This is a genomic window from Agromyces binzhouensis (genome assembly GCF_004135055.1).
Classification (GTDB): domain Bacteria; phylum Actinomycetota; class Actinomycetes; order Actinomycetales; family Microbacteriaceae; genus Agromyces; species Agromyces binzhouensis.
The window spans coordinates 1-4,392 of sequence record NZ_SDPL01000263.1; the positions used below are offsets into that span (position 1 = coordinate 1).

Below are 4,392 nucleotides of genomic sequence, written 5' to 3' on the forward strand. Positions count from 1 at the left end.
AGCGCTACGACAACCCGCAGCGCGAACTCGTGATGGCGGTGCGCGACGCCGTGCTGGACGCCGACGACCGGCGCCGCGCGCCCCTTCCTCGTGGTCGCCCCCACCTCGGTCGCCTCGAACTGGGTGAGCGAGGCCGCCCGGTTCACGCCCGGCCTGCGCGTGGCATCCGTCACCGCCACGACCGCGAAGCGCCGCCGCACGCTCGCCGCGATCGCGGCGGGCGCCGACCTCGTCGTCACGACGTACGCCGTGCTGCGGCTCGATGCCGAGGAGTTCGCCGACGTCGAATGGGGTGGGCTCATCCTCGACGAGGCCCAGTTCGTGAAGAACGCCGCGACGCGCGTGCACGAGGCCGCCCGCGGCATCCGCGCGCCGTTCCGGATCGCGGTGACCGGCACGCCCCTCGAGAACCACCTCGGCGAGCTGTGGGCGGTGCTCCGGATCGTCGCGCCGGGCCTCTTCCCGTCGCGGCGCGCGTTCGACGAGCGCTACCGCCGGCCGATCGAGGAGGACGGCAACCGCGAGCGCCTCGACCGGCTGCGCCGCCGCATCCGCCCGCTCGTGCTGCGCCGCACCAAGGAGGCCGTCGCGCCCGAGCTGCCGCCGAAGCAGGAGCAGGTGCTCGAGGTCGACCTCGCGCCCGAGCACCGGCGGCTCTACGACGTCGTGCTGCAGCGCGAGCGGCAGAAGCTCCTCGGCCTCCTCGACGACCTCGACCGGCAGCGGTTCATCGTCTACCGGTCGCTCACGCTGCTCCGGCTCCTCGCGCTCGACGCGAGTCTCGTCGACGCCGAGCGCCACGCCGGCATCCCGTCGGCGAAGCTCGACGCCCTGTTCGAACAGCTCGACGACGTGCTCGCCGAGGGCCACCGCGCGCTCGTGTTCAGCCAGTTCACCACCTTCCTCGACCGCATCACCGCTCGCCTCGAGGCGGCGGGCGTGCCGTACGCGCACCTCGACGGGTCGACGCCCGCGAACCGCCGCGACGAGGAGGTCGCACGCTTCCGGGCCGGCGAGGCATCCGTCTTCTGCATCAGCCTGAAGGCGGGCGGCTTCGGGCTGAACCTCACCGAGGCCGACTACGTGTTCCTCATGGACCCGTGGTGGAACCCCGCGAGCGAGGAGCAGGCGGTCGACCGCGCCCACCGGATCGGGCAGGACAAGCAGGTCATGGTCTACCGCCTCGTCGCGGCGGGCACGATCGAGCAGAAGGTCATGGACCTCAAGGCGAAGAAGGGCGAGCTCGTGGCATCCGTGATCGACGGCGGCGACGCCGCAGCCGACGGTGATGGCGACGGGGCCGTCTCCGGCGCGGGGTTCGACGCCGACGACCTGCGCGGCCTGCTCGAGGGGTAGCCGCTAGGACGCGGTCGCCCTGGCCCGCTGCTGCTCCGCCATCCGCTCCCGCTCGGTCGCGCGGAGCCGTCGGATCCACTTGTCGCCCTCGACCGCGACGATGAGGAACAGCAGCAGCACGATGCACTCGAGCCACTGCCACCCCGTGAGGGAGACGGTGCCGAGCAGCTGCTGCAGGAAGCCCAACTCGGTCGAGAGCACGATGATGACGACCGGCCACACGAGGAACTTCGCGATCGCCGCGATCGGCGGCACGAGTCCGGACTCGGGCGAGCGGCGCATGAGCAGGGCGCTGACCACCGTGGCCAGGCCGACGACGACGTAGGCCATGGTCATCGAGGCGGTCGGCCCGTCGGCACTGGGCTCGTCCGGACCCCAGACGAGCGGCACGAGCGTGATGAGGAAGATCACGGCGCCGTAGCCGAGCCACTCGGCGACCGAGTGCGGGTTCACGATGCCGAGCTTCGGGTTCCGCGGCGGCTCCGTCATCGTCGCCGGCGGCGGTGCGTCGGCCGCGATGCCCAGCACCGCGAACAGCGTCACGAAGAAGTTCAGGAACAGCACCTGCTGCGGGAAGAGTGCGACGCCGTCCGCGATCTGGAACGCGCTGGCCGCGAGGAACAGCAGGATCAGGCTGATCAGCTGCGTCATCTGGAAGCGCAGGTACGCCGTGATCTTGGCGTACACGATCCGACCCAGCTCGACCGCGTGGACGAGCGTGGCGAAGTTGTCGTCGGTGAGCACGAGCTTCGCGGCCTGCTTCGTCACCTCGGACCCGGAGCCCATCGCCACGCCGACGTCGGCCTGCTTGATCGCCGCGGCGTCGTTCACCGCGTCACCCGTCATCGCGACGATCTCGCCCTGCGCCTGCAGCAGCCGCACGAGACGGAGCTTGTCGTCGGGGGTCACCCGCCCGAAGACGTGGAGGTCCGGGAGCCGCCGGGTGAGCTCCTCGTCGCTCATCGCCTGCAGCTCGGCGCCGCTCACCGCGCCTGCGCCGAGCCCGAGCTCGCGGCCGATCGCGCCGGCCGTGACCGCGTGGTCGCCCGTGATCATCCGCACCTCGATGCCGGCGCTCGCAGCGACCTCGACGGCCGCCTTCGCCTCGGCGCGCAGCGGGTCGACGATGCCGACGAGGCCGATGAGCGCCAGCTCGTCGACCCACGACATCGGGTCGGCGGCGACGCGGCCCTCGTCGGCGTCGTCGACGAATCGCGCGGCGACCGCGAGCGTGCGCAGGCCCGTCGCCGACATCTCCTCGAGCTCGGCGGTCGCGCTCGCGGCGTCGACGGGTGCGAGTTCGCGCTCCCGCGTGAGCATGGTCGTGCAGCGGCCGAGCACGACGTCGGGTGCGCCCTTGACGAGCAGGACCAGGCGGGTCTCGCCGCGCACCGGCATCCGCTGCAGCGTCGCCATGAACTTGTAGTCGGAGTCGAACGGCACCTCGGCCAGGCGCGGGAAGTCGCGGCGGGCGGCATCCGCGTCGATGCCGAGCTTCGCGCCGAGCACGATCATCGCCGCCTCGGTCGGGTCGCCGACCACCGTGCCGTCGGCCGACACGGTCGCGTCGTTCGGCAGGCTGATCGCGAGCCCCAGCGTGGCGGCCTCGACGGGCTCGTCGGTCGCGCCGAGCATGCGCCCGTCGAAGGAGTAGCCCTCGCCCGTGACGCGGAAGTGGTCGCCGCCCATCCACGCCGTGCGGACCGTCATCTCGTTCATCGTGAGCGTGCCGGTCTTGTCGGAGCAGATCGCGCTCGTCGCGCCGAGCGTCTCGACGTCGTTGAGGGAGGCCACGATCGCGCGCTGGTCGGCGAGCTTCGACGCGCCCCACGAGAGCAGGCCCTGCACGAACACCGGCAGGCCGGTCGGGATCGCGGAGATCGCGACCGCGGTGCCGAGGAACAGCAGTTCGGTCACGCTCTGCCCGCGGAACGCGCCGATCGCGATGATGACGAGGACCGCACCCCAGGCGATGACGCCGAGCACCTTCGTCAGCCCGTCGAGCTCGCGCTGCAGCGGCGACTTCCCGGAGCCCACCTCGGTGAGCATCGACGCGATCCGGCCCATCTGCGTGCGCATGCCGGTCTCCGCGACGACGATGCGGGCGGTGCCACGGGTCACGGAGGTGTTCTGGAACACCATGGCGGTGCGGTCGGCGAGCGCCGTATCGGGGGCGTTCGCCGTCGGGCCCTTCGGGATCGGCAGCGACTCGCCCGTGAGCGCGGCCTCCTGCGTCTCGAGGTTCGCCGCCCGCAGGATGCGCCCGTCGGCGGGCACGAGGTCCCCCGCCTCGAGGTCGACGATGTCGCCGGGCACCAGCTGCGTGGCGGGCACCAGTGCGATCGAGCCGTCGCGCATCACGCGCGCCTGCGGGGTCTGCAGCTTCGCGAGCGCGTCGACGCTGCGGCGGGCCTTGAGCTCCTGCCGGGTGCCGCTGATCACGTTGTAGAGCACGAGGATCGCCACGATGATCGCGGTCGACACCTGTCCGATGAGGAGCGACACGACGGCGACGGCGATGAGCATGAGCGTCATCAACTGCCCGACCTGGCCGAGGGCGATGCGCCACATGCTCGGCGGCGGCGCGCTCACGAGCGCATTCGGCCCGACGTCGGCGAGGCGGGCCGCCGCCTCGGGCGCTGCCAGTCCGCGTGAGCCGTCGGTCCGCGCTGCTGCGATCGCCTCGTCGGGCTGCAGCGCCCACCAGCCGGTCCCGGACTCCTCCGGCGCCGGCGACTGCGGCGACTGCGACGTCGTGTCGATGCTCACCGGACCCCCTCGGGAACTCGTCTGGCCACACCCTAGCGGCGCGGCGCGCCCGGCACAGCAGAATGGACGGCGGAGGTCGACGATGATCACGCACGAGGTCCTGAACCAGGTTCCGCCCCGCGAGGGAGTCGACGAGTTCGCCGCGAACGTCCCGCTCGTCGAGTCGGTCGCGAGGTGGGGGACGGCCGCGTTCCCGGGTGCGGCGGGCGCCGAGGCGGATGCCGCGCCGCCGGCGCTGCACGAGCTCGGCCGCATGGTCGGCGGGGC

General features: G+C 72.4%; 1 protein-coding gene and 2 pseudogenes. 2 read left to right on the forward strand and 1 reads right to left on the reverse strand.

Going from position 1 to position 4,392, the window contains the following annotated elements:
- Positions 1–78 precede the first annotated feature (78 nt).
- A pseudogene (locus ESO86_RS12135) lies at positions 79–1,356 on the forward strand (DEAD/DEAH box helicase); the annotation flags it as partial.
- Positions 1,357–1,359: 3 nt separating this feature from the next.
- On the opposite strand, the gene ESO86_RS12140 reads toward ESO86_RS12135, so the two are convergent.
- On the reverse strand, positions 1,360–4,125 hold the full coding sequence (locus tag ESO86_RS12140) for a cation-translocating P-type ATPase (RefSeq protein WP_242492345.1): 2,766 nt from the start codon (positions 4,123–4,125) through the stop codon (positions 1,360–1,362).
- An 82-nt stretch (positions 4,126–4,207) separates the two neighbouring features.
- Between ESO86_RS12140 and ESO86_RS19935 the strand changes: the two are divergent.
- Positions 4,208–4,392: pseudogene (locus ESO86_RS19935) on the forward strand (hypothetical protein); the annotation flags it as partial.